At 62.3% G+C, this 24600-nt stretch carries 27 protein-coding genes; 7 read left to right on the plus strand and 20 right to left on the minus strand.

Annotated features, from left to right (window positions below; translation table 11 throughout):
- Positions 1 to 99: 99 nt before the first annotated feature.
- Positions 100 to 597, plus strand: coding sequence for a hypothetical protein (locus G3W89_RS31050; RefSeq protein WP_068674398.1), 498 nt, complete (start codon positions 100 to 102; stop codon positions 595 to 597).
- Between the two features lie 18 nt (positions 598 to 615).
- A complete protein-coding gene (locus G3W89_RS31055) occupies positions 616 to 1320 on the plus strand; it encodes an SHOCT domain-containing protein (RefSeq protein ID WP_146039519.1) in 705 nt (234 codons plus the stop codon).
- A gap of 291 nt (positions 1321 to 1611) precedes the next feature.
- On the opposite strand, the gene G3W89_RS31060 is transcribed toward G3W89_RS31055, so the two are convergent.
- From G3W89_RS31060 to G3W89_RS31100, 9 genes are all read right to left on the minus strand, one after another.
- Positions 1612 to 2394, minus strand: a complete 783-nt coding sequence (locus G3W89_RS31060; protein ID WP_162577739.1) for a hypothetical protein — start codon at positions 2392 to 2394, stop codon at positions 1612 to 1614.
- 31 nt (positions 2395 to 2425) lie between these two features.
- Positions 2426 to 3088: a hypothetical protein gene (locus G3W89_RS31065; protein ID WP_162570815.1), complete on the minus strand. Its 663-nt coding sequence runs from the start codon at positions 3086 to 3088 to the stop codon at positions 2426 to 2428.
- 495 nt (positions 3089 to 3583) lie between these two features.
- On the minus strand, positions 3584 to 4120 hold the full coding sequence (locus G3W89_RS31070) for a DMP19 family protein (RefSeq protein WP_162570814.1): 537 nt from the start codon (positions 4118 to 4120) through the stop codon (positions 3584 to 3586).
- 54 nt (positions 4121 to 4174) lie between these two features.
- Positions 4175 to 4609, minus strand: coding sequence for a hypothetical protein (locus tag G3W89_RS31075; RefSeq protein ID WP_162570813.1), 435 nt, complete (start codon positions 4607 to 4609; stop codon positions 4175 to 4177).
- A gap of 92 nt (positions 4610 to 4701) precedes the next feature.
- Positions 4702 to 5277, minus strand: a complete 576-nt coding sequence (locus tag G3W89_RS31080) for a hypothetical protein (protein ID WP_162570812.1) — start codon at positions 5275 to 5277, stop codon at positions 4702 to 4704.
- 2106 nt (positions 5278 to 7383) lie between these two features.
- Complete coding sequence (locus G3W89_RS31085) at positions 7384 to 8112, minus strand: hypothetical protein (protein ID WP_162570810.1); 729 nt, start codon at positions 8110 to 8112, stop codon at positions 7384 to 7386.
- Between the two features lie 96 nt (positions 8113 to 8208).
- Complete coding sequence (locus tag G3W89_RS31090) at positions 8209 to 8604, minus strand: hypothetical protein (RefSeq protein WP_162570809.1); 396 nt, start codon at positions 8602 to 8604, stop codon at positions 8209 to 8211.
- Positions 8605 to 9021: 417 nt separating this feature from the next.
- Positions 9022 to 9600, minus strand: a complete 579-nt coding sequence (locus G3W89_RS31095; RefSeq protein WP_162570808.1) for a peptidylprolyl isomerase — start codon at positions 9598 to 9600, stop codon at positions 9022 to 9024.
- 261 nt (positions 9601 to 9861) lie between these two features.
- A complete protein-coding gene (locus tag G3W89_RS31100) occupies positions 9862 to 10839 on the minus strand; it encodes a helix-turn-helix transcriptional regulator (protein ID WP_162570807.1) in 978 nt (325 codons plus the stop codon).
- Positions 10840 to 10900: 61 nt separating this feature from the next.
- Between G3W89_RS31100 and G3W89_RS31105 the strand changes: the two genes are divergently transcribed.
- The 3 genes from G3W89_RS31105 (at position 10901) to G3W89_RS31115 (ending at position 13124) form a co-directional block, all read left to right on the plus strand.
- Entirely contained in the window at positions 10901 to 11365 is a 465-nt protein-coding gene (locus G3W89_RS31105) for a hypothetical protein (protein ID WP_162570806.1), read from the plus strand.
- A 101-nt stretch (positions 11366 to 11466) separates the two neighbouring features.
- Positions 11467 to 12036 carry a hypothetical protein gene (locus G3W89_RS31110; protein ID WP_162570805.1) on the plus strand — a complete coding sequence of 190 codons (570 nt, stop codon included), beginning with the start codon at positions 11467 to 11469 and terminating at the stop codon, positions 12034 to 12036.
- Positions 12018 to 13124 (plus strand): acyltransferase family protein, encoded by a 1107-nt coding sequence (locus G3W89_RS31115; RefSeq protein ID WP_162577740.1) that lies wholly within the window; start codon positions 12018 to 12020, stop codon positions 13122 to 13124. The genes G3W89_RS31110 and G3W89_RS31115 overlap by 19 nt, the downstream gene beginning before the upstream one ends.
- 435 nt (positions 13125 to 13559) lie before the next feature.
- Here G3W89_RS31115 and G3W89_RS31120 read toward each other — a convergent pair whose 3' ends face one another.
- The 3 genes from G3W89_RS31120 to G3W89_RS31130 form a co-directional block, all read right to left on the minus strand.
- Positions 13560 to 14525: a dienelactone hydrolase family protein gene (locus G3W89_RS31120; protein WP_162570803.1), complete on the minus strand. Its 966-nt coding sequence runs from the start codon at positions 14523 to 14525 to the stop codon at positions 13560 to 13562.
- Positions 14526 to 14654: 129 nt separating this feature from the next.
- Positions 14655 to 15581, minus strand: coding sequence for a hypothetical protein (locus G3W89_RS31125; RefSeq protein WP_162570802.1), 927 nt, complete (start codon positions 15579 to 15581; stop codon positions 14655 to 14657).
- A gap of 394 nt (positions 15582 to 15975) precedes the next feature.
- Complete coding sequence (locus G3W89_RS31130; protein WP_068674435.1) at positions 15976 to 16299, minus strand: hypothetical protein; 324 nt, start codon at positions 16297 to 16299, stop codon at positions 15976 to 15978.
- A 207-nt stretch (positions 16300 to 16506) separates the two neighbouring features.
- Between G3W89_RS31130 and G3W89_RS31135 the strand changes: the two genes are divergently transcribed.
- Positions 16507 to 17589: a competence protein CoiA family protein gene (locus tag G3W89_RS31135; RefSeq protein ID WP_068674437.1), complete on the plus strand. Its 1083-nt coding sequence runs from the start codon at positions 16507 to 16509 to the stop codon at positions 17587 to 17589.
- A 44-nt stretch (positions 17590 to 17633) separates the two neighbouring features.
- Here G3W89_RS31135 and G3W89_RS31140 read toward each other — a convergent pair whose 3' ends face one another.
- Entirely contained in the window at positions 17634 to 18068 is a 435-nt protein-coding gene (locus G3W89_RS31140; RefSeq protein WP_068674439.1) for an NUDIX hydrolase, read from the minus strand.
- A 103-nt stretch (positions 18069 to 18171) separates the two neighbouring features.
- Positions 18172 to 19905 carry a phosphoadenosine phosphosulfate reductase domain-containing protein gene (locus tag G3W89_RS31145; RefSeq protein ID WP_068674441.1) on the minus strand — a complete coding sequence of 578 codons (1734 nt, stop codon included), beginning with the start codon at positions 19903 to 19905 and terminating at the stop codon, positions 18172 to 18174.
- A 288-nt stretch (positions 19906 to 20193) separates the two neighbouring features.
- On the opposite strand from G3W89_RS31145, the gene G3W89_RS31150 reads away from it, so the two are divergent.
- A complete protein-coding gene (locus G3W89_RS31150) occupies positions 20194 to 20397 on the plus strand; it encodes a hypothetical protein (protein ID WP_068674443.1) in 204 nt (67 codons plus the stop codon).
- 132 nt (positions 20398 to 20529) lie between these two features.
- Here the strand turns inward: G3W89_RS31150 and G3W89_RS31155 are convergent, their stop codons facing one another.
- The 6 genes from G3W89_RS31155 to G3W89_RS31180 form a co-directional block, all read right to left on the minus strand.
- On the minus strand, positions 20530 to 20949 hold the full coding sequence (locus tag G3W89_RS31155) for a dual specificity protein phosphatase family protein (protein WP_068674445.1): 420 nt from the start codon (positions 20947 to 20949) through the stop codon (positions 20530 to 20532).
- An 88-nt stretch (positions 20950 to 21037) separates the two neighbouring features.
- Positions 21038 to 21973: a hypothetical protein gene (locus G3W89_RS31160; protein WP_068674447.1), complete on the minus strand. Its 936-nt coding sequence runs from the start codon at positions 21971 to 21973 to the stop codon at positions 21038 to 21040.
- A 6-nt stretch (positions 21974 to 21979) separates the two neighbouring features.
- Positions 21980 to 22396, minus strand: a complete 417-nt coding sequence (locus G3W89_RS31165) for a hypothetical protein (protein ID WP_068674449.1) — start codon at positions 22394 to 22396, stop codon at positions 21980 to 21982.
- 120 nt (positions 22397 to 22516) lie between these two features.
- A complete protein-coding gene (locus G3W89_RS31170; protein ID WP_068674451.1) occupies positions 22517 to 23038 on the minus strand; it encodes a hypothetical protein in 522 nt (173 codons plus the stop codon).
- A 74-nt stretch (positions 23039 to 23112) separates the two neighbouring features.
- Entirely contained in the window at positions 23113 to 23304 is a 192-nt protein-coding gene (locus G3W89_RS31175; protein WP_068674452.1) for a hypothetical protein, read from the minus strand.
- A gap of 191 nt (positions 23305 to 23495) precedes the next feature.
- A complete protein-coding gene (locus G3W89_RS31180) occupies positions 23496 to 24035 on the minus strand; it encodes a hypothetical protein (protein WP_068674454.1) in 540 nt (179 codons plus the stop codon).
- Positions 24036 to 24600: the final 565 nt, after the last annotated feature.

A 24600-nucleotide genomic window follows, 5' to 3' on the forward strand; every position in this document is an offset into this window, starting at 1 on the left:
CGCACTCGCCACCGGCAGTGGGTACTTTTGTGCTAACCTTATGTTACCAGCAGTAACTCGTCTGCGCAACATGCGCCCCTCACTTCGGCAAGCCAGCTCATGACTCCACAGCAAATCGTCGGCCTTGCCGCTCGCCTGTTCGCAATCTGGCTCGCTATCTCCGCGTTCCAGGCGTTCGCCATCGCCCAGGCGCTGAAGGCGTCGAATAACCCGGACGCCGTGTGGGTGCCGTATCTGGTGGCCGGGCTCTACGTCGGAGCCGGCGCGCTCCTATGGCTGTTTCCAATGTCCGTCGCGCACCGCTTGGTTCCGAAGACGAGGTTTGAAGACAAGCTACAGCTTCCGAGCCAGCAGGCCCTGGTCGTCGCCTGCGTGGTGCTCGGGCTGCTCGTCATTGCCATCAAGGCGTTGCCGGCAGTGCTGAAGTACCTGTCGCTGTGCGCCATCGTGATTGCCAACGGGCAGCCCATCACGACGATGGACCCTTGGATGCACATCGACGGGATGATTGGGTTCGGGGAGCTGGCGGTGGGGATTTTCTTGGCGACAAAGGCGCATGCGGTTGCGGCCAGGCTCATCCCGTCGGCTGCGGTCTAGGCACCACGGGAGAGCCGGATGAAGGCATTTGGAGTGCTGCTGTTCATTGGTGCGGTCTTGGTCGGGGGCTATGCACTCTTCGTGTTCGACCCGAGCGTAGCGACGGGCTACGGCAGTCGTGTCAACAACATCGGCCTCATGCAGGACCGACAAAACCTGTTGCTCGCAGCGTGCGCCGCGGCTGTGACCGGGGCCATTTTCATGGTGTTCGGCGGGCGCGGGGGCACGAAGGACATCCCGCCGGTCAGCTATGGTGACGGCACGGCATTGAGTACCGAGAAGCTATCCGCCATCGAGGACTTTCGCGACGCGCTGAAACATGACGTCCCCTCGGTCATTCGCACTGCGCTGCAGGCCGGGCGAGTTCACCCATACGACGAACTGCCAACAGGGCGCGGCTTTCTCCAATACGCCGTCTCGGAACAGGCACTCTCTTGCATCCCGCTTCTTCTCGAAGCCGGCGCAAAGCCCGACCATCCTGACAGCACTGGAAGAACCGCTTTCGATTTCATAACGGCATCTAGCAGCCCCGAGCTTCAGAGCCTGATGCGCCCAAAACCCGAGTCAATAGCCAACGCGGTGGCTAGCGATGCAACCGCCAAGATGATGTTGCGCTTGGAGCAACTGGCGAACTTGCACGCAGACGGCATTCTGACGGCAGAGGAGTTCGACCTTGCAAAGGCTCGCGTGCTGGCAAGTGCGCAGGAGGGGCGGCTCGGCTAGCAGCTTGCTCGCAGTTCGGCACGCGGGGCGGGTTCCCAGCTTCCGGACGAGCCGCCGAGCTCGGGCTCCTATGGCGCGGAGGCGGCGCCAGTGCGGATGCACGCGCTGCGATGCCCGGTAGCGCCATTCGATGCTGCATCGCTCCGGCGGGTTTGTGATGCCATGCCGCGCAATGTACGAAGGGCAGCAGCGCCTGCCATCCTCATTCCAGGCCGGGAAATCAAGGTATTGGCCATTCGTCATCAGCGCGAAGAGGACTGCCCTGTAGGCAACGCATCTTCAGCGCTGGTACTACTTGCAGCCGTGCAACGACATCGAGGCAAGCGTATTTTCGGCCGAAGCTCTATCACCTGCCTTGATTGCCTGGTCGACTGTTGCCTTCATGAACTGGCACATGTTCGCGCGCCCTGCCGCCTTTTGAGCTTGCTCGCTTTTCTCATGCGCAGCCTTTTGGGCGGGGGACATGGCAGCCACCGCTTCCTTGCGCATCAGTTCGGCGAGCAATTCGATGTTCTTCTTGTTGCTTCCCAAGATATAGCTCTCGACTCGGTCGATTTTTTCCCCTGGCCAGGGAGTCGACCAGCTGCTCGGCGCGAGCTCTCGCATTTTGAAAATCGCGACTTTGACCAAGGCACGATTGACCACGTATGCACTCGCGGACCCCTGCTCGAAACAAGGCCCATAGGAACTAAGCAAGAGTATCCAGGGGACTATGTCAGAAACCTGCTGAGCAACAGGCCTCCAGTCGAAGCAAACCAGCAGAAGTTGGTCGGCGTTGTCGGGCTTGAAGTTCGGGTTTTTTCGATGAAATTCCGCGACCTCTTCCCGGCTGAATTCGAGCTCGTCTTCCCGCGTCGCGCGGATGCTTTCAAGCTGCGTCCTGAACATTTGGATGGCCCTGATGACCTCCGGCTTCTCTCCGGAAGCCTCCGACAGGGCCGCAATGGCTTCGGGACTGGCGCTGCGCCGCAGTTTCTCAGGGACTCGCGATTGACCGGCCGCAAACGAACTCACCAGCAGCAACGATGCCGCTAAAGCCAAACATCTCATGAACGCTCCTCCTGCTTGTTTCATTGATTCTTGAAGACCAAAAGCCCTCGACGGGCTATCCCTTGGTGCACTCAAATGGCTGCCAGGCGCCCGCGGGCGGATTGACCACCGAACCTCGAGCGTCGACGCGCCGGGTCACCCGGAAGGTCAGTGTCTTGTCGGAAAGCTTTGCACTCATCGTGGTGCTGCCCTGGCCAGGAAGAATCTCGAAGGTGTTGCTGCCAAGAAGGCGGATGGCCCCGGACCGCATGGCCGGCGCAAACAGAGGGAGGTCTTGGGGCTCTACCGCCGCGAGCACGCGCTTTGGGGTCATGGTCACCTCACCGCCCGAGATGGCGAACGTTCCTTTGACCTCCATGCTGGCCCGCTTCGCCGAGTCGGACGAATTCGGGTCGCCAATTGTCGACTGTGTGTACGTGCCGGCGGGGTCGAACTCGTACATGGGCCGGCCCTGGCCGTCGCACTCCCAGGTGCCTGCCAGCCTTGCGGGGGTCACTTTGGTGCCAAACCAGCCCTGAAAGATGCCATAGACAACCACCAAAGCGACTGCTGTCGCCACCGCGATTGCGGCCAAGTTTGGCTTCGCAGTGGACGCACCGGCCTGCTCGGTCGACGATTGGGATGGCACCCCACCATCCTGGACTGGCGCCTCAGCGCCCTGGTCCATCTGCGTGGCGGTTTGGCCCTGCGCTTTCGCTTGTTCGCCTGAGTTCTGCATTCAGCTAGGGCTCGATGGGCCGTTCGTTCTTCTGGTGGCGGCAGTGTATACAGGACGGCGCGCCCCTGCGCACCCTGATGAGCGCTCGTCGTGGCACAAATTAACGAGTGCGCCGACTTCTTGCCGGCGACGGCGCAAGGCATCCACGTCGGCAACTTACGGCTGCCCAACTGACCAACCTGGGCGGCCGGTACCTTGGCCCTCCAGGTCGCGCATCGGCAGTCGGCTGCGATAACCAGGGCGTCAAAGTACGACCTCGCAAGCGGTGCCTCAGGCAGCGCAAGTGCGCGCGGGGCAATGACGCGGTAATGCTTGTTTGACCGCTAGGTGGCGGATAGCTGTCTCCGATGTCGAGGTACAGCTGCGACGGCAACGGGCACGAACCCGTCATACGCCTCGAACATCCGGTTTCTCGGCGCCGTACTTCTGGGCAGGCCCATAGCGGAAGTAGCCGTTGCCCCAAAGCGGCTGTTGCAGTTCGTCGCCTGGCCGGAGTCAAATCTGACTAAGCACATCCAAGAGCTGCTGACGCCTTGGCTCAACATACTCATAGAGCAGGCGCCAAGGTTCCTCCTGCGAACCAGGATTGCCGACGTAGAGGTCGCCGGCAATCTGCATCACTTCGCGAGACATGGCCTGGCTCTTCGCTCCATGAAGCTCGCCGAACGAAACAACGTCATACAGCGTTCCGGCATTCACTTCGGAACGTAAGGTCGTTGGGGTTATGCCATGTCGATTCATCGCCTGGTGAACGCGGCGAAGGATGCCGGCGGTTTCGTTGGCACTGATGAGGTCGAAGGCTTCAATGGTCTCGCTGAGCCACTGGCCGGTGGAATTTTCCAAGAATCCGAGAATCCCGCTCATCGAGACCTCGGTATCGAAGTCGAGTACGAGCGTCAGCACACGAAAAACCTCAGGCCGCGATGCCAAGGTTTCTCGAAGGCGATTTAGGGGAGGTTCGTACAGGCTGATGGACAAAGCCTGCACCAACTCTTCCGTGCTCAACGATGAAAAGTCTTCGATGTTCGGCATGAATAGGAAATGCGGATGAAGGGCCGGTTGTGGCCGCATCTTGCCCTTTGACGTTCAGCCGAAATCAACGGACCTGACGATAGTGCCCGCGTCAGCGAGCTCGCCCGCGGCATCGCCGCTTTCAGCGGCTGCCACGTAGGTGACAAGTGCCACGTCGGAGCCGTTGGTCAAGTACCAGGCGCGAATCACGTCGCCTGCATGCAGGAAGCTCCCGCCGACATAGTGGCTCGCGGACTTGCCTCGTTCGACGTTCGCAGCCACGCCAAGAGAACGTGTGTCGGCGAACTCCTTGAGCATCGCGTCAAGGTCGTCCGGGCTGACTTGTGGGTTGGCGCCGGAAAGATACCGTCCTACAGAGAACTGCAGTGCCCCGACCCCTTCCGGCTTTGCCAGGGTGGGCGGTGTTCCTTCGGGCATGTCGTCGCTGATGTCGACCCAGCCGTTGGGGAGAGCGATGCGGACGCCCGCGAAGGTGCAGAGTTGGCTCATGTTTTGAGAAGTCAGAGGGTAGGGTCGAAGGTCCGGTCTTGGCCGGTTGGAGGCGTCCGCGCAAGCAATTCGTCGCCGCCAGCGCCAGCGAGCTATCCGCCGAGCTGTGCAAAGCCTCTGAGGCGACGTGTGCCTATGACACCGACTACAAGATGCACACCGAAAGCCACGAGCAAAAAGATTCCCCCGACCAACAACCAAGATTGGGCCGGCAACACAAACATGAAGGGAATCATGGTCAGTTCTGCGGCGAGCATCACGGCCATTTGGATGCGCCCGAACTTTCTTGCGACCAGGGCGCGCTCGTTGCTGGGTTCCTTCTTGAGCAACGCGCGCAACGGCCATAGAGCGCCGCCTCCAAGGAGCACCTTGAAAACAAGCATTGGCGGCTTCAGCCCAAACGCGGATGCTGCGACCAAGCCGATATACGTGACAGGCATGCCCCAGAGCGCATAGCGGACGAGCCAGTCGAGGTTCTGCGGCTGGCCTAGCACCTCGGCTGGTGACGCTGAAGAACTGGGACGCGTCACGTTGGATGCCGGTGCGACTTCGCTTGCACGCGAGGCTGGTTCGTCCCGATTGTCGCGTGACGGACCGAAGGGTTTCCCGCAGTCGGTGCAGCGCGCGGCCGCGAACGTGTTTTCAGCCTCGCATTGCGGGCAAATCATTGCTACGGCGCTCCTCGTTCGTGGCCGCGCACGGTTCGCGCAGCCGATTTATGTCAGCAAAATGTAACCCGGACGGCATCGAAAGCCAACTGGAAGAGGCGCGTTTTGTTGCAGTTCAGTTGAACTGGAATTGAGACGCCATCAAGAACGAAGGCTTCGGACGGCTGCGGACCGATATCAAAGGCCTCCAGGCGCCGCTAAGGCTATCGACCGCGCTCAAGACGCCAAGGTGCATGCGAACTCGCGATGACTTTAAAAAGGTCCGGCGACATACCGAGGTACCAACCCTTAACTTCTGCCCCAGGTTTGTCTTTGGTGATGTGGATTTTGACCTTCACACCGGCGAACGCCGCGTCTAGAACGTCTCGAAGGAGCCGTTTACAGTCATCGAGGTCACCTTTAGTCGGAAGCTCTGAGGCCCGTAGCTGCACCGACACTACATGGCCTGGCTCGGGGCGCAGACCGATTGCTCCAAGCCAATCGAACGCAGGCCAGACAATCTCGAAGAAGGCGAGTTGCAGTCCTGGCAGGTGCTCCTCGACGTGGTCAATTGAAGGCATCGGTAGTCGAAAGTGGCAGGCTGCCTGTACGTAGTGCAGGCGCAATCGTGACCGGCCTCAGGACAGAGCGCACGCGCTTCGGACGTCGCGCTTGACTGTCCCTGATGGCCCACATTCTGCCTATGGAGGTCACCAGCCGTCACGAGGTGGATTGAAACTGTGCCAGGGGTTCGCCGGCGCAGGGTTCCCCCCTGGAGTATTAGTATTTTCCTTAGGAAACGTGAAATGAGAGCGAAATGCGACGTCCAACGAGTACGCCGCCATCCGCTTTGATTGGCTCCGCCCCAGGTGAAAGCGGTGCCGATAGTGAGCCGCAAGCGCCCTCTCTGCAGCCGGATACTTCATCCCAAACGCTTGGAACAATTGACGGTTATACGTATCCTTGCCTGCCCACTCGGCCAGCCCGGAATCCACCTCGCTCCTCGAGTTGAACGGTTGCTGAACCGCCCACGGACGCAGCGCGGCGTTCGCCAGCGTGTGCTGAACGTCCACCTGTATCCACGCCGTTGGTTGCTGCGTACCTTCGCCCGCACCGGACCCGATTGCCTTATCCAGCAGGCGCACGAGAGCGGCTGTCGGCTCAGGGAGCAGCGCACTCGCATCTTTTGCAGACGCCGGCCGGAAGTCAATTCGGCAACTTGGGCTAGGACCGCGTTCGAGCGCATACACAGACCAAGCTGCGAGAAAGACAAAAGGCTGCCCCACATCGATGAGCCAGAGTGCCCCTGATGCGCCGTGCCTGAATACCAGGGGGGGGCCTCCACACGCCCGAGAGAATCTCGCCGTTCGACCCCCGCTGCGCGGGTTGGCCAAGACGCGCAACGAAGTCGCCAACAGTCTGCTCATCGGGCGTGATGAAGGCGGAATATGCATCTCCGCGCCACCCGCGCGGAGTTTCTTGCACAATCAAGCGGTGCCCATGTTCTCCATGCCGCTGCCAATACACGGCTCTGGCGATGGTGCTATCCGGTGTACGGTGCTTCTCAAACATCGTCTCATCGACCTGAAGCGCGTCGCCGCCAGAGAGGTCGAGTTCTGACGCTCCCAACACCAGTTCGCTCGACAGGACGGACGGCAGCAAGAAGGGAGCGTAGAGACGAGGCGAGTCCGATGCGAACGCTGCTTGGGCAATGACGAGCGCCTCTTTGCACTCAGGTCGAGTTACAGAACCGGCGAGCACTGGACCTTTGGTTTCCAACAACGAACCTGCCGCCGCCCCTGCAACGGTCAAGGTCAGCAACAGCGGCACAGCGAGCTTCATCGTCGAACGGGTCACAAGCAGAATCTCCCCAGTCTTGCACTTCACACCGAATGCACGCGCTACGTTAGAGCCGCACCGTGCGTTCCCGGTGAACTTCACGTGAAACCCTCGAGAAGGGAGTTCGGCGCCCCCCGCGATGGGCCACGTTTTCGTTCGTGTGGAGGCCTTTATCGACCGCGCCACGGTCAATAGGCCTTCAATCAAGGCAACGCTAGCGGAACTGGAGGGTCGTGACGAACTTCCGGTATTGGCCGCAACGCGAGCGTTGAGTAGTCTTGTAGAGCTCTACCAGCCGGTCGCGTCCGTCTCAGAGCGTGCCGGCTCAACGCTACCTGGGCAGGCCAGCCGGTCTAGCGGCACATGGGTGAAGAATATCTTCAACTCGGGTGAGTGCACGACAGCAAATGCGTGGCTGACACCCCCCGGTCCCACGGCCCAAAAGAACGGTGCGCGACGACGATTCAACTTCCGGTAGGCGTTCAGCTTCGGGCCCGTCAGGGACTTCTCATCCACCTCGGACTGGGGAGCCAGGTTGAGCATATGCTCGATGAGCGCGTCGAGTTCCTTCTCGGTCTTCTTGACCTCGCCGGCGATGTACTCCGTCTCCAGGTTGCCGGGAAGAGACGCGGTCAGGTCGAATTCCCACTTGGCCGACTGCAGTGCCAAGCAGGTCACGGGCCATCCAAGTTCGAAATGGAGGCGTGCCACCGAGCTAATGGCAATGACCGGTTCCAGCCAAGGCGTGATGCTCCTCGGGACGGCGTCTCTGGAACCCTCCCAGAAAATCACTTCCTCGGTCTTGCCGTGGGGCAGTCGGTATCCGCCACGTTTCCCGTGCACCACGATGCCGCTATCCAGCGCGCGGAGGAAGCCCCTGGCATCAGCTGTCGTCACCTTATTGGATATCGCCTTGTACCCCGCCGGCGAATACTGCCGGGCTGAGTAATTGCAATAGGCGGGTAGCCACTCGGCCGACAGCCGGCGGGTAAACGTTGCGAGAGAGTCGTCGGACATCGAAGGGAATCCTACATCGACGCTGAGAAGTGGAGGCCCGAAACGACCGTCTTTTTGGCCGGCGCGGCGGTTGGCAGCGTCTCACACCCACACGCCCTAAGCCGCGGAGGTCGGCTCATACTTCTCACGCATCTCAAGATATGCCTTCCTGCAATGCTCGAAATAGGCCCTTTCATCGTCTGCGACGCGCTCAGCCTCATGCCCAGAAATTACAGGGTCGGCAGTGGCTGTCTCGACGACGCGGATGCTCACCACATCCCCAGCCTTCAAATTCGCTCGTAACCAATCCAAGTGTTCGTCGGCGGCCCCGTCCGCGCGTGCCGTCAGTCCTCCAAGACGCAAGTCCATGTCGACGCTTCCATCATCCCGCGGCGGTGCAGCCTCAGGGCCCAGCTTCCCTGTCAGGGTGATGATGGCAGAGAGCACGCACAGGTCGGTTGCGCCGCCGGTGACAGCGTCTCGTCCGTTGATGGAGATTTCTAAGGCATACATGGACGGATTCTCAAGGATTGGCGACAGGGGCTGACCGTCTGCTTCTGGCCCGAATGCAGGAAGCCCCTACGAGAAGGCTTGCCGTGGCGCCACGATGGAAAATCGGGCCTCCTCATATCTTAGGTCTTGAGCTCCGGCCTGCAAGCAAGGGCGCGCAGCTGCCGGTAGAACCCGCCGTACTCTGCCTTGTCGATAGCGCCGGCGATTGAGGGCCGTCGATTGACAATGAGTCCTTGACCACCTCGGAGCGCCTGCTCTTCAGCCGAATGAAATTGGACAATGCCCTGTTTGCAGTTCACCAGGTATCTGGTTCGCTCCGACCGTTTGCATGCCAGGGGCGAAGTGTTCAGGCGTGCGTACGGGTACTCCGTGTGCTGCAGGACCTCCGTGTTGCCAGACGCATCGGTGGACCCCACCTTAAGAAAGGTGAGATTTCCATCCATGTTCTTGAGGGGAGGCCCAGAGCGGACCGAGTAACCGCGCCACCTTGCCCTCAAAGCCCGGCATCCCTGGCTTGTAGCTCTTCGTGAGCTCAATCACGTTCGCAGGCAGTCCCGGCGTCGCCCTCAGCTGGGCCTTGAGAGTTTGGGCACAGACCTGCGCGACGGGGGTCGATTTCGCCGACGCAACGTACACCAAGTGCCAGCCAAACTCCGTTTGGACCGGACCGCTCATGTGGCCAGGCGCGGTAGCGAAGGCCGCTGCTTCGAAAGGGCGCACCATCGTGCCCTCTTTAATCACCCCGAGGTCTCCGCCCGCTTGGCGCGAGCCTGGGTCGATGCTCTTGGCGACAGCCGCCACCTTGAAGGCTGGCAGCAAACGCTCCTTGGGGACAGTTCGGAGCGACGCTACTTCTTTGGCATCCGCCTCTGTGCGGAACATGACGTGGTAGACATGCGCCTCGTGGTAGCTGCCACGCTCGTCCACGTCGCTCGGCAGTGTCTGCGCTTGAATCGTCGTGGCCGCGAGCATGGCGCAGGCTGCGAGTTTGTTCATTTTTCTTTGGTTTGTCGGTGGCACCCGCCGGCAATCGTAACTGGAACCGGGCTTGATGTCCTGCCATGGACGGAAGCGCGTATCGCGCCGATTGCGTGTCACGTGGTCAGTGGGCACACACTGCAGAAGCCGCGCTCGACCCGCCGATTGAGGCCGTCGCTAGGTTCCGGACCTGAGCTCGATTAGGGGTTCGCTGGTCCGGCTTCGGGGCAGTGCTCACGAGCGACCAGTGGCCCGCAAACAGGTGTCCGATGCACCCCTTTAAGCGGCTTGGTATTGCTCCATCGCCCGAGCTAACTCTTGCGCCACCTGCGCACGCAAGGTCGGCGGCTCCAAGACCTCGACATGAGGCCCGTGGCGCAGGATGTCCATCGTCAACTCCCGTGCATCGGCATACGGGACCTCCAGCACTAAGCGGTCCTGGGCGTCGCGCGTCATGCGTTGCTTCGGGTGCCAGCTCTCGCGCGACACCCAGCGGGCGCGCTCGGCGCTGAAGCGCAGCTTTGCCCAGGTGAGTTGGCTGCCGCTGAAAATGCCGTAGCCCTCGCCAATGAACGAGGCAAGCACCTTGTTCGGCACCTTCCCTGCAGGGCGAGCGAGAACCTCTACGGCCTCCATCGAATCCATCGCGAACGACCGCAAGCCGTTGCGAACATGACAGTATGCGCAGAGAAGCCAGTTCGAGCGGTAGTGCAAGAGCATCTGGGGCGACACCTCACGCTCGCTGCTTTCGCCACGCCCCTTGGCAAAATATTTCAACTTAAGACGTTCGCCGCGTAACAAGGCAGCGGCCACGACTTCGAAGTGCTTGTCTGGCACGGCCCGCGCGCCGGTGGTTATCAGGCGCACGCGGCCCTCGACGTCGGAAGCGGCGTGCTGTCCTGTCTCGATGACGGCGCGCAGTCGCGCCCGCAGAGGCTCTATATGTGAGCCCAGCAACCCTGGCTGCATCTCCGACAGCAGCGCTTGCATCATCAGCAACGCATACGCCTCACTCGAGTTGAACCACATCCCCGGGAGTTCTTGCCTTTCCAGGCCCGGCCCGGCCCCGGCGTACACGTAGCCACCGGCATCTCGGTCCCACTCAATGGGCGCTTGGAGACGGTCGCGCATGTATTCGATGTCGCGCTTGAAGGTGGCCCGGGAGACCTCCAGTTCCTCCAGCATCCTGGCGATGGGCACCGGCCTTCCCCGCTGGAGCAAGGAATCGATTTTGTAGAAGCGCTCGGTCCGGTCCATGGGGCTTGTGGCGGCTGGGGAGTAACTCTTTGGTATCAGTGGCTCACGCTATGAGCCACCCTTGTGCAAATACTACCTGCATTGCAAACAAAAAGAGGAGTTCGTGATGTCAGGTTCGATGCACTTTTCCACGCAAACCGAGGGCGTCGCGGCCACTCTCAGCGCCCACGCATCCCTGCGCGTCCAGCAGCGCGGGATGAACAGCCTCCTGCTCGATTGTCTGCTGCGGTACGGCCACTACTCCCATGACCACCTCGGAGCTGAGGTGGTCACCCTGGACAGCAGCGCCTTGCGCCAGATTGCCCGCAATGAATGTGCCGAGGCGCTGCGCCTCGCAAGCGAGACCCGCTCCGCGTACGCGGTCGTCGCTCATGGCCAGGTCGTCACCGTCGGCTACCGCTTCCGCAAGGTGCTGCGCGACCGCAGCCTCTCCGACGCGCGACAAGGCAGGGGCCGAAAGCTGTTGCGCCTGAACGCGAAGGCGCAGGCGACGAGCTTGACGTACTGCGGGCTAACGCTTCATTGATGAGGGAGCGAGAAAGCATGAAATCAATGGCACCGCCCTCCCCGCCTCATCAACTCCACCTCTCGGGCCCAGGCCTGTCGAGGTACGAGTTGGGCGAGCCGATGTTCGTCTATGAGGGTGCCCGCCTGCTGGGCACAGTGGAGCCTGTCGAGGCTAGCCCCGACAGGTCTGAGGTTCGCGTCGGCCGCTTTGTGCCCTCGCCGTCTTCAAGAAGGGAAGTTCGCAACTTCGCACCTCTATTGCTGGCCGAGGTGACCATGTTCCTGGCCGAGCGCTTCCCGGCTATTCAGGCTGTGCACTTCGCGCTGAGTCGGGAACTCGAGATGCACGGCGACGGGTTGATGGTCGCAGCGGCGCGCGTCGAGTTCCTGAGGAGCATTGGAGCTACGGACATTGAAGCTCGACCCAGGCCTGACGCGAGCCGCCCCGGAAACTTCGTTGTCCACGGCGTGTGGGCGTACACAGAGGAGAACATCTCTTCCCTGCGGATGGTGCTGGCCATGGAGCGCGAGCTCTACCGCAAGCATCTGGCTTACGCAGCCAAGCAAGGTGGTCTGGCGGCGCTGCTAGGCCGTTTGAAGGACCGGTGGGCCCGAGGCGATGACCCCTCCCGTTACCCCTTCGTGGTGGGTTCGCAGGCGCGCAGTTGGCGATGGCAGTCGCATTGCTGAGCCCGCAAACCCATCAACATTCATCCGACAAAATGCAAATCCAAAAGTGGAGCGCCCTCGCAGGGCTGAGATTCGTGCTGGCGTTCGTCGTCGCAGTGAATCATTTGCCCGACTTCGTGGCCCTCGGCACCTGGGATTTCATCCCAAAGTTCGGTGCCTTCGAGGCGATACTCGGTTTCCTCCTCATCAGCGGCTACTCCATCGGAGCGTCGTACGCGAAGGAGCCAGCGGGGTTCCTCTGGCGCCGGGCGCTGCGTATCTATCCGGTTTACCTTGCGGCAGTCGTACTGACGTGTGGCGTCTTCGCGCTTGAGCACGACACGTTCCCGTCGGCTTGGCTTGTCTTGGTCAACGTCCTGTTCTTGAATCAGATTCTGACCAGCGACTCCTTTGTTGGGCCAGCCTGGACCTTGGCTCTGGAGGTCTGGCTCTACTGTCTGACCCCTTTGCTCTTCAAGCTCCGCCCGTCCACGTTGCGTGCCTTGACGGCAGCCTCATTCGCAGCCTACCTGGCATACACCTGCGGGCGAACCCTCTTCCACTGGAACTACTTTTCTGGGGTGGGCTACGGCCTGAATCTGTTGTTGCTCTCCTTCATCTGGCTAGCCGGCCTTCGGCTTGCTCGAGAGCCGGAGAATTCCGTTCCCATCCTGAAGGAAGTTGGCTGGATGTTCGCGCTGCACATCGTGCTCGCCACTGCCATCCAGTTTGCCTCCAGCTGGAAGCGTGGCCACATCGATGACTTCCTCAACAGCGGCATCGACCATTTCGCCTTGCAGGCATTCACGTTGGTCGTTGTACTGTGGACGTTCAGACGGTTCACGACGTACCCTGGGGTGGGAGCAGGTGGCTCGGCAACGCTGCGACTGCTTGGCGACATTTCCTACCCGATGTACGTGGCCCACATCCCAGTGTTTTATCTGCTGAAGCGCGCTTCGCTCGAATCTCCGACCCTCTACTTGGCGGCAGTCGTGGCGGTCTCGTTCCTTCTGTACTGGGGACTGGACAAGTACTCGCAGCAGCGGAGCTCCGCTCCTGTGGATAGCCGGCGTGACGCGCTTGGGCCGATGGGGCGAACCGAGACATGAAAAGAGCCCCCCGGCCAACGGGGGAAGCAGCGGAGGAAACGGCGCAGCGCCGGAGCTAAGGCGTTCGACTTGAGTTCCCCGGCAGCGCGGTCTATGGCCTTGCCTCTGGGCCCGCACCATCGGAAAGGGGCCCGCGTTCAATCACATTCCGTCTATGGGCACTGAGGCCACGAGGCCCAGGACGTGAGACTTCACCTCCCTTACAAATGGGACCTGAATCCCCCGCACTCGGTTACCAGAATGAGCTTCACACTTTGAGTGGGAGCATAAGAAGTTGTCTCGTTCGCCGACCGTAGAGCCCCTGCACCCGACGACAAGGAAAGTTGTGGGCACTGCGGGAAGTTCATGGTTCCGCGTGTGGTGACCTTCAAGGGCAAGCCGGAGCCCACAAGACTGCCATCCGAGGCCTCGAAGGCCGACCTGGGACCGTGCTAGTTAGTTTCCCGTGAGCCGCGCGTCTAGGAATTCGAGCACATCTCGGGTCGCCGCTTCTTTCTGCGCTGTGTTCGTCCAGAAAGATGCTCCCTTCTTCATGCAGCCCTTCCTCATCTCGCCAAGTAGTTCCTCGTAGTTCGCTTCGGAAAAGTACTTTCCGCCCAGTGCGTACCGACCATCCGGCTCCACTACAACCGCACACTCCATGTAGTTCTCAACCGTGCTGGCTCGAAAGAGGCGCGTGTTGGCTGGGTCGCCGTCGAAGCCGTGACTGGCTCCGGCGTACACCTTGACCTCAATCTTCCCTCCGGCATTCGCATAGTCCTTGGCAAGTTCTTCGCACGGCTTCACGCCGGTGTAGTCATCCTTTTCCCCCAGCGCCATGAAGACCACGCTTGCTGGCTTGGGCTCTCGCGGTCGGGCACTGCAGCTCGGATAGAAAGGAATGGCGACGGCGAACCGGTCGCTCTGCTCTGGCAGGTATGTTCGGTCAGCCGCGTAGAGCGCAACGAGCCCACCGCGAGAGAATCCCATGACGGCTATGCGCGCTGGCAGGTGCGATTGTTCGACCAGGAAACGGCGCGCTGCGAAGGCATCACGCGTTTGCTGCAGTGTCGTCAGCTGACTTTGGTTTTCTCCAGTGTTGGAGATTCCCCGCGGCCCAAACGTGTCGATGGCAAGGACGGTGTAGCCGCGCTCACTCAGAGCACGCCCGTAGTGGCCTTCTCGGTGGTCTGTCCAGCCGGAGGAGCCATGTACCAGAACCACGGCCCCCTTTGGAGCGCCAGTGGGTTTGTAGAGCACTCCTTGCAGCTTGCGTGAGGCCCCGGATGCCTCGGTAACATCAAACGAAACGGTCTGGCCTCCTCGTGGCTGTGCTACCGCGAGATGAAGGGCATTGAAAGCAAGGATTGATGCGGCGAGAAGTCGCCAGCTTCTCCACGCTACAGAATGAAGAACGTGCATCGCCGCTCCTTTGACCGCGCTCTGACGCGCCAGGCGGCATGATGGCCGTTTCGGTGACCTCTGTCTAGCTAGAAGGGCAGGATGTGGGCCTGCATCGAGGGGGTCGGTGGCTCGGCCTTCGCGCGTCGACTATTCAGAATCTGGCGGGTAGCGCTGCGCGTGCGTCGTGAGCGACAGCTTCGCTTGTGACCATCCAGTCTCTCGCTCGAGTTCGCCCAGCTCTAGGCCTTCCGGGCTGCGGTCAGCAGTGAATCCCTCGCGCAAGATGGTTGGCCACCCCAGCGTCTTGGCGAGAGCCACGACGGACTCGAGCTCTGCTTTCAAGCGCGGCGCCACGTCCGCTTCGATTTCGCGGCCAACCTGCTCGGTCCAGGGTGTCGCGGGCCCTTTGCCCACAACGAGGTTTGCGAGGCACTCCACCGTGATGGCATGGACGTAGCCGCTTGGAAACTCGAGCTCCAGGTGCGTGTCGTCGAGCGCACCCCACACCCGCTCCCGCCATTCGAGCCACCTCCTGCGGAGAATGAGTTTTTCGACGTGCGCCTCCAGGTCCAGCGTGGGCTCGCCGTCGCTCATCGTCCAAGGGACGAGGTCAACATTGCGGCCAAGACGACGTGACTCCGCCCTGACGGCATCCATGACGCGTTCGAGCTCCGCCGAGTACGCCTTGTCATCAAAGGTGAGTTTCAGCGGTCCTTTGCCATGGAACGCAGGATTCAGCTGTGAGCGGAGCGATTCGGGTATCACCCAGGTCGTGTGCCCGAGGCTCGCCTCCAGCCTAATGGCGCCCTCGATGCGAGCGCAGCCTGGGTCCCCGCAGGTGTCGCAGGTGAAGAGGTAGACGTCCGCCCAGGCCCCGGCCCTTGCCGCCGGAAGGAGCACGAAGTCAAAGGCGTATCGGTCGTCCTGGTCGAGCACAAGCCCATCGACCGACGGAACGACCTTCAGGCGAACGCGCCCCTCCTCCGCTTCCAGGAAGTAGTTTTCAAACGTCAAGGCATGCGGCACGCGGACTCCCTCAAAGAACAGGCATGGGCAGTGGGATGCATTGTTCACCAACAGCTCCATGGCCTGGCGCTGGCGGGGCCGGAGCACGCCAGGCAGAAGCCTCGGTGGCCATTGCTGCTTCGTGCGCATCGCGTCTCATGCGTCTCACCGCTTAAGCGGAATGAGACGCTCTCGAAAGCGCGCCTCCTGCCCCCCTTGGCCTCCACAGGCATGTTTGCCGTGGGGACGCGACATACCAGCGGATTGTGACGCTGCGCGTTTTCCCGCTTGAGGTCTGGCTCCCTTCCGTGGCCCGGGCCCCGTTTGCCTCGGTCAGCGCCTTCAGGTTTGGACCATGAGCGTCGGCCCCGACGGTTCGCTCATCGACCCGTTTACGTTTACGGCCGAGCGGGGCACTATTCGGCCCGAATGCGGATGCATGTATTGCGTTGCAGTGGCCCGGCTAGTCGCGCATCAGCGCGACCGGGCCCGTGAACTTATGAAGGAGCGTGCCGTCGTGGTGCCACAGGTGGAAGATGGTCGGCTCGGTGCGGCGGATTTGCTTGCCCGCCATCTCCGTGTAGCCGTCCTTGCCCAGGAATCGACACAGGTCGCCGACATTGTTGGTCTGCAGGACCTTGCGAGGCTCGGCAGGTGGCTTCGTGCCTTCGGGCTGCGGCTTGACCAGTTCGATATCCCACTTGTTCAAGGCCCAAGCCTTGGGGAATTCGAGAACCAGGCCTCGCTTTTGGGCGAGCGCCTCCACTTCTTGTTGGGTGATGAGCACAGTGCTTCCTTGATGAGAGTTGACCCTTTGCCGTATAGCGAAGGTCAGCACGCCCGCGGAATCGCCGGCGCGGATGAATACGAGGGTCGCCCCCCCCTTCGTTGGGGGGTTTGGAAGGGGTTATCGGCAGAATGAGGGAAAAGTTGAGGGTCGCCGCCACAGCCCCGCGCCCCTATCATCCAAGCTACGCCGAACGACTAACCCTCGATGCCTCTGCGCGCTACCACCGGTACGACAAACCTGCACGCCTTCGAATTTGAGGAAGGCCAGTGGGAGGAGCTCAAGGCTACCTACAAGCGGCTCGGCTTGACCATGCCCTGTTGCCAGCGTGCAGCGGTACCCAAGACGAGCCCGCTCGGGAACTATTTCTTTGCGCACGCCCGTAAGGGACCTTGTGCCACCGCCCCTGAAAGCGCCCAGCACCTCTACTGCAAACAGCTCATCGCGCAGGCGGCGCACGCGGCCGGCTGGACGGTGACCACTGAGCGGCCGGGGGCCTGCCCCACCGGCGAGGCGTGGATTGCCGACGTCTTCTGCGAGCGCGGCCGTGCCCAGGTCGCGTTCGAAGTGCAGATGTCCCCGCAGCCGCACGCCGAGACGCTTCGGCGGCAACGCCGCTACAGGGATTCCGGGGTACGCGGCGCCTGGTTCCACGCGCCGATGAAGAGCGGCATTGCGCCGTTGACGGACAAGGAAACCCCGGTCTTCTCCCTCGAGGACTTCGAGGTCGGCGTGCCGCCCCGGGTCAAAGGATTCCCTCTGGCGCTGCCCGAGTTCGTTGAGGCGCTGCTGGGCAAGCGGCTGACCTACGAGGTGCCTGAATACACCCGAACGCTCCACGTCGGATACCTGTTGGGCGAGTGCTGGACATGCAAACGGCAGCTGAAGCACGTCTGCGGGATGCTCGACAGCGCGGAACAACCCTGGTGGTATCACCCGCTCACCGCTGCTTCTCTTTCCCAGACCCTCGCCGGCGTGCAGGCCGCGCTAAGCTCGAGCGAGCTTGCCGGCCTCGGTCTAAACCGTATCGAGCAGTATGAAATCAACCTCGGCAGGAGGTCCAAGGCGCCGACAAGCAACATCTGCCTGCACTGCAATGCGCCGCAGCCCAACGAGTACGTCACGGAAAAGCTGCGCGCCGCGCTCGGCGCTCCTGGCGAATTGAAGAACCCGCCCGCACGGGTGTCCTCCCTCCTCGGCGCCGCCGTGCTTACCCGCACCGAGCGCGGGGCAGGCCGCTGGAAGCTGCACGATGCAGCAGCAGTTCCCAGCGGGCACCTCGCTGCCTGAATGGGCAGGAAAAAGCCCAGGCGCGAGGCCCGGGCTGCTTGGAATCAAGCTTGCGCGGCATCCATGTGCTTGGCGTACGCCCACGAGACTTGTTGGTTGTATGCAGCAAAGGGGGACGTGTCCGGGCGCAGCAGCAGCGCGATGGGCTGCAACGCGACCGCCAGGCCCTCTTCTGCTTGCAAGGCGGAGAGTTCGGGCGCCGGCGCGTTGAGGAGGTACGTTGTCACCAGGAAGCGCCTGGTACCGTTCTCGCCGCCGCAGGGACCGACGAACAGCGGCACGACGTCGGATGTCCTGACGTCAAGGCCAATCTCTTCCTTCGTTTCTCGCAAGAGCGCTTGCAGTTCGGTCTCGCCGGGGTCGACCTTGCCGCCAGGCAGGCCCCACTGCGTGGGGTCGTCGCGTCGCGAAACGGCTACGACGTGATTGCCGACAACCGCCATGAGACAGACGGCGAGGGGGAGCGACTGGTTGTTCATACTGGTTGCTTTAAGGGAGACTGCCTTAAGCGTGTAGCAAAGGGCATCGCCGCGAGGTACCGTCGTAGGCGATGGTTAGGGGAGGCACCTGCCGGGGCGACCTTCAGACATAGGCTGGGCGGCACAGCTTCATGCGCAGTGGCACTTCGGGAGTCGGGCCAAGGAAGGCGTTTCCTGACGCCTGACGCTGCGCAGCCTGAACGTCCCGCTCAGTCTTGGAGAGCGCCATCGCCTTCACCTTGGCAGCAGACACCGGCCCCGCGACCCCTTCACGTTGCTTCCAACGTGTCCGCCGGACGATGGAATCCAGCATGCCGGTGTGGCGCGCGGACGTGGCCAGGACGCCGAGCTGCGCGTAATAGAAGAACGAGATGGCGCCCGACGAAGCGCCGCTGGCGGTGTCGGCAACCTTGCCCTCCGCCTCCCAGGCCAGGAACGTGTCCGCGCCCTCCACGTCGACCTCGAACAGCTCGGACTCCCACAACTGCAGGACTTCTCGGCCGTTACCCAGCCTGCGGTTGGGCGTGCCCTCGCGTGCCGCGAGCTCGGCGTGCAGGTCGCGAAGGCCTGAATAGTCCCCCGCGTACCCCTGGTCCCATTCCTCCCCCACAGCGATGAAGCGCGGCGCCGGAAAGCTCTGGACCGGATACGCAATCACGTCCTTCGGCGGATAGTAGCGCGCGCCGTTCACGTGCACGTCCAGCCACACCTCCACCGCGGCGAAAGGGCGCTCGGCGTTGCCGTGAAGCCCCCACAGTGCATCGATGGCAACAAGAGCCTGCGGCGAGACCAGCTCGAAGCGTGGCGCGGCCAGGCCGTCTCTGCGGCAGGCGCGCGCTTCGTCGGCATCGGCGGTCAGGCAGTAGCGAAGGAGTTCTTTGAGCATCGCCGGCGAATACGTGTCCGGCGCCACCGGCAGGAACCCGTCCTTGTCCAAGGTGCGCCCAAGCCACGTCCTGCGGTCAAAATCGTACTGCGTGTCCACTAGGAAGCGCTGGATGTTGTTGAGCCCGCGGAGCCAGGCGTAGCCGGGGCCCGACTCGAGCATGTTCTCAAGCGACTTGTCCCGGCCGACGGCCGCGCAAAGCGAACACCCGAAGCGTGCACCGCAGGCCCGCGACTTCTTGGCGCCCTCACTCGCCATGTCGGCGACTACTGCGCAGGAGGAACCGCCACCCGCGGCGTAGAGGTCGAACACGTCGGCCGCGTCGGTGAAGGCCTCCATGTCGCCAGCACGCATTCTTCCGAGGCTCTCCCAGACATCGTCCGACGTCCATAGCGCGATGGGGCTTAGGTAGAGCGCGCCATCCTTCTCCCAGGGCACGAAGGCGGACTCCTTGCGCTCGTCCATGCGTTCCGCGCGACCAGTAGATTCCTCGAATCGGGTGCCAATGACGGTGACTGGGCGGCCGGCGTGCTTGCCGAACGCGGCCAGGAGGCGCTTTCGCAGCTTAACCATTGGCAAAATCTTGTAGCCGATGGTGCAGTCGCGAGACGACGAGTTTGCGAAGGTCGGGAGCTTGCGCCCCGAGAGAACCGAGACCGCCCAGGTGTCGTTGAGCGCCGGGCGGGCGACGTCGGCCCGTACGACCAGGCCATGGCGGACGGCGAATCGACGCACCTTCTCCAACTCCTGCATCGCCAGCGCCGAGACGGTTGGGTTCTCGATGCCGGTGTCTCCGTGGGTGACCAGGATGGGTGGCACGATGCCGCCGGCGCGTTTTAGGCTGAGGGCAGCGTTGAGCGTCAGGGCCAGGACGATGGAGGAGTCCTTGCCTCCGCTATAGGCCACCAGCAGCGGCGAGCCAGCCTCCAACAGGCCGCGCAGGACCGCCATGGCCTCGTGTTCACGCAGGTGGGCCTCTGAGAGTTCAGTTGCAAGCATTGTCGACCGATTGAGCTCGGCTAGAAGAGTTCGAAGAAGCCCCAGTCTGAACGAGGAGAACTATGCTAGGTCGCCTATAAGCCTTGGGCTAAGAGTTGCTAAACAGTTTAGCATCTCGCACGCGTTTTAGCCAAGCAAAATGAGATGCTAGGAGGCGTCGTCACTAGACAAGGCAGTCACCTTCTAAACCGCTGCCCGCCTTGCCGCTCTTTGCGCTGCAGCAGCATTCCAGGACACCCCATGGCCAACCCAAAGTACACCGGCAGCCTCTACCAGCTGTCCTCGCGTTTCCAGCTTCACGTCGGAGCGTACGTTGCCGTAAACGGCCCTTACGACACCTATGGCGTCGTGCAGAAGTCGGAGAAGCAGCCGGACGACAAGTTCCTGAACCTGATTCGGGGCGTTCCGGCCAGGCTCGGCGTCAAGCCAGTCGCCCAATTCTGACCATTCCCGCCCTGCAGCCTTCTGGTTGCAGGGCGTTTTTCAGGCCCGGCGCGGGGAGGTTCGGAAACGCGACAAAGGTCGCGCCAGCTCAGCGCTGAGAGCAAAAAAATACCGCCAGATGGCGGTATTTGTTCAATCAGCGTCCCGCCAGTAGGCGTCGCTCAAAAGGCGATATACTAGGCGGTTGTATTGGCTGTAGCGGATGTCGACCGGAACGCCCCGACGGTAGGTAAGGACGTCGAAGGTGTCCCGGATGAAAAGCGCGACGGCCGCGCTTCGGCTGATGCCAAGGTCGCAATGCACCAGCACTTCGTCGAGCTGCTCGTTCGCGCGCAGAAAGGCCACGATTTCGCGGGCCATCTCCTTGCTGAACACGATGCGCTCCGGCTCAGGCTTGTCGGCATCGTGGAATGCGAGGCGCAGAACTGCTGCCCATCCCGAATGGAGCACAGCGTCCGGGTCGCCAGGTGTCGTCAGCGAGATGACGCCGCAGTTCGGCAAGGGGTGGATTTTCTCCGCCATGTGCCGCGGCAGGAAGTGAACACGTTTCATAAGAATCTCCGTTGGGGCCTGCTGCGTATAGGGCCGCCCCTGCACCTCGCGCGCTTCTCGCCGTCTCCGGCAAGGTTGCCGTCTCGAACTACTTTTCCAGTGCCTCCTCGGCCTGCGTTATCCGCAAGGCGCGCGACAGCAGGTCCAGACATTCCTGGGTACTGTGCACCTGGGCACAACTGCTGTCGAACCTCGCGCGATAGTCCAGGGCGAGGGCTGCCATCGCCTTGGCGGCGCGGTCTTGAGGGAAAGGCCCGTTGTGCGTCGCACAAAGGTGCAAGTCACTGACGCCGACGATACGGCACTTCTGGTAGGCCCCAAGAAGGATTGCTGCACTGTTGCTCGCATCCCTGCCCACAGCCTGCTCCGCTTCCTCCCGCTCCTTGATAGCAGTCTTTCCGGCGTGGCGCGTCGACCAAGCCTGGAAGGTGATGCCGAGTACCAGGGCGGTGCAGAGGATTAGCGTTACCCGCGGCAGGTGCTCGACCAGATAGCGCTCCAAGCGTCGCATTGCGACGCCGGCCTTGCCAAAGCGGGTGCCTGCCGGTTCGGCGGAAGGGTCGGCCTGCCCTGGCGGGGAAGTTCGGCGCCCTGATTGAAAGGCACCGACGAGGCCTGCGGCGGGGGTGGTCGTCTCCCATGCAAGGCCGTCGGCGCGCCCAGCAGCCATCCCAGCCAGGAAGGCTCGGCGGCCGTCCTCGATTAACCCGACGAGCTCGCCCACGGTCGGCTTGTCGTTCGCGAACGCACCGGCCATATCCATCACCGCCGATAGCGCAGCTTCTGCCGAGAGACGCCCGATGTTCAGCGCCCGGCAGATGCCCAGCGCGACACCGCCGATGTAGCCGAGGATGAACTCCCGGCGTCCGCCCCATTCGGTCGTAGGTGTCAAGCCAAGTGCCTGCAGCTGCGGCGGTACGATGGCTCGCACGCCATTGGCCACCCGCCTTAGCTTCGCTGACTCCGAAGCGTTGGCCGGCAAGGCCGGGCTGCGCAGATTGCGTGCAAACTGCAGTGGGTCCATTTGAGGTCACTCACGGGTCCGGCGCGGCGGAAGCAGTAGCGCGCCGGGCCGACGCCTTGGCACCCACTCTTCGTGCACCGCCGAAAAGACATTTTTCAATTCGTCGGCAAAGGCCAGGAAGAGATAGCGCGTTGCAAGGAGGTCAGTGTCGGTCATGCCGTCTAGGCCGCCCTGCTTCAGATGCTGCTGGAAAAAGACGAATACGGCCTGGTCGGGCGTGTCCGACGTCGAATCCGCAAGAAGGCAGGAATGCTCCAGCTTGAACTCCATGACGGACGGCGTCGCGGTGCTGAGGAGAACGTGCACCGCGGCGAGATGTGGCCGGGGGTGGTGCCCGTCCTTGGCAGGCGCGAGCTTTGCCAACAGGGCGCCACGCAGCGGTTGCGCCTCGAGGAAGGCCTTCAGCGAATCTGGGGTGTGCATCCGGCGCATTATTCACCCTGGCCGGCGGCCGGACCTGGCCACCCTAAGTACGGCGGCCCCTCCCACGGCGAAAGCATGAAAAAAAGCCCAGCTGGGAGGGCTGGGGCTGCTGCAGGATTGCTAGGCCCTGTCTTGACCGGGCTCGCGGGCCCCCGTCCTCAGAGGGGAACCTTGCAGTCCATGGCGCCGAAGGTACTCCCCCGCTCGGTCCGCGACTTCCATGGCGAAAGGCACGGTACCGGCATGCTTGCGCAGCGCATAGCGCAATCTGCCGAGCAATGCCGCCATTTCCTCAATGCTCGGCACCGGCGCCGAGGGCACCGTCTGCTCCTCGGCCGCAAGTAGCAGGTCAACCTCGGACGCGAGCCGGTATCGGCAACTCTCGCTGTGATACGCCAGCACCGGCGTCTTCGTCATGCAGGTGCAGCCTCCGGTCTGCAGCCGCGTCAAGCGCTTATGAATCTCGGTGCGGTCGGCGCGCTGCATTGCAGCCGGCTGGGGCGTGTCTCGCAGCGCGACAAGTTCTGCTTCCAGGCAGCGGCACAGCGCAAGGGCATCGCCGTATGCGGGTGTGCGCTGCTGGCCGAGCTCGACGCGCGTGCGCTCCAACGCGTCGGACAGAGGCGTTCCCGCGGGTGCCACGTGGCGCTGCGCAGCGGCTGGACCGTCTGTGGCTTGCGAGGGACAGGTTGGCGTCATAGAAGTCGGGCTGAGTGTCAGCTTGCACTGCTCGCGTCCACGGTGTCTTCCCACTCGGGCAGCACGCAAGACGAAAAGATGTTTTCCATTTGGTCGACCTGCCCGGCCAAAAGCAGCAGGAGCGCACGCGCCTCGGGCTCGACCAGGCCCAGGGCTTTCTTTTCGCTCAGCACCAGGGCGATGAAATGAACATGCGCGGTGGTGCGCAAAGGCTCCTTGTCCCTGGCCGCACCTTCACATGCTCTCACGAGAAGCGCTTCGAGAGAGGGAGGCGTAATCCTGCTGAGGAATAGATGCGCGGCGGCCATCCAGCCAGCTTCGGAGGGGGAACTCGCGCCGACGGGGTCCAGTGCCTCGAGGAGGCAGTCGCACAGAGGTGTTTGGGGTGACGTTATCGCGTTCATGCGCCAGCCTGGTCTTCGCGAGCCAGCTGCCGAAGGGTGGTGAGCACCGCAGTCTCTGCATCGGAGAATGCCGCGTTCTTCGCTTCCAGCGCTTGCTGCTGCTTGCTCAGCCGGGCTAGCGCCTCTGTACGCAAGGTAGCTTCACCCCCGTCGCTCAGATACCTCAGCGGAAAACGCAGCATGTGGGAATACCTCAGGCCAACGCCCTCGCGGTGGCGCGCGACCTCGAAGAAGATAACGTCGTCGCGAACGCCGGCGTTCATCAGCTGGTCGGCCCCGGGGTCCAGCGACGGAAACTCGTCAAGGAAGCTCTCGAATACGCCGTCACCTTTCACCCACGTGGGCTCGAACAGCGAACGGTGCACGGCCATGCGCTGCTCGAGCACAGGGCGCAGCGCTCGCAGCGCGTCAGCGTTCAACATCTGGTCGCGCGGCTCGGCACGCCCGGTCCCCTGCCGCAGTGCCGCGAGCGCCGAGGACACGGTGAGGCTGCGGACTTCAGAGGAGCTCAAGCTTGTGGCGGCAGTTGTGGTCATGACCTATCAATCTCTGGAATGCGAACCCGCTAAAGAGGCCGCGAAATCGCATTATAGCAGTCACTTGTATTTTAGAACCCTATTTCGGCCGAGACACATTTTAGTCAACTCGGAGGGCGTCCCGCCTCTTCGCGGGCGGGGCGCAATAGGCTCGCCCGCCAAAGGCTAAGCGGGAAGGCTAGACGCTGTATCCGGACAGTTACGTCCCCTGTGCTCTGTCTCGCCCTGAACTTGATACGCCCTCCTCGCCGAGGCTGCCCATGTCTTCATTTCATATCCAACGTCCGCCCCGAGGCTTCCTTCGCAACGCCACCCTCTATTTGCTCGCAGACATCACTCGCAGGGTTGTCTTTTCGCTGGTCGCCGTGTTGATGCTCGCATCAAGCGTTGCATTCACGCAGGCAGAAGGCGGCGGCGTCTGCCGCACGTGCCCTCAGGCGCGTCAGCCATCCTTGTCGTCGGAAGCTGATGCAGGGTCGTGCAAAGGAAAGGCCAGGCATGAAGAATCCACTCGGTAGGGAGCGGAGGGACGCTCCTATAAGACGCCCACGGCTCGCTAAAGCTT

It is taken from the genome of Variovorax sp. PBL-H6 (assembly GCF_901827155.1).
In the GTDB taxonomy this organism is placed as follows: Bacteria; Pseudomonadota; Gammaproteobacteria; order Burkholderiales; family Burkholderiaceae_C; genus Variovorax.